We start from the raw sequence: 502 nt of genomic DNA on the forward strand, positions 1-502 counted from the left end.
GTCCCGGCCCGCGCCGGTGATCAATGCGTGGTTCATGTTAAGAAGCAGACCACTTCAAGGGCTGTCGAGGTCAAACTCTCCCGGGGCTTGTGCGGCTCGGTGAGGATGGGTCCATGGACTTGGACGTGCTCGTGATCGGCGGCGTGGGCATCGACACGGTCGTGCGCGTTCCGGGCCTGCCGTTGCCGGACTGGGAGACCATCCACGTCGAGCCCGTCGAGACGTACATCGGCCACACCGGCCACGGCGTCGTCCTCGGCTGCCACCTCCTCGGGCTCGAAGCCGGCCTCGCCGACGTGATCGGCGACGACGCGGAGGGCTGGTGGATCCGCTCGACGTACGAGCAGCTCGGACTGCCGCTCGCGATCGCGACCCACCCGAGCGGGACCAGGCGCAGCGTCAACCTGCTGGCGCCTGACGGGACCCGGACCTCCCTGTACGACGGACGCCATCCGGCCGGCATGTGGGTGGACCCGGTGCTCTGGCGCGACTGGGTCGACCG

The 502-nt window shown here is 69.3% G+C and carries 1 pseudogene; it reads left to right on the forward strand.

The annotated features are described in order from the left end of the window. Window positions 1-113 precede the first annotated feature (113 nt). A pseudogene (locus tag ABD345_RS40215) lies at window positions 114-502 on the forward strand (carbohydrate kinase family protein); the annotation flags it as partial.

The sequence above is a fragment of the Kitasatospora saccharophila genome, assembly GCF_039529925.1.
In the GTDB taxonomy this organism is placed as follows: domain Bacteria; phylum Actinomycetota; class Actinomycetes; order Streptomycetales; family Streptomycetaceae; genus Kitasatospora; species Kitasatospora saccharophila.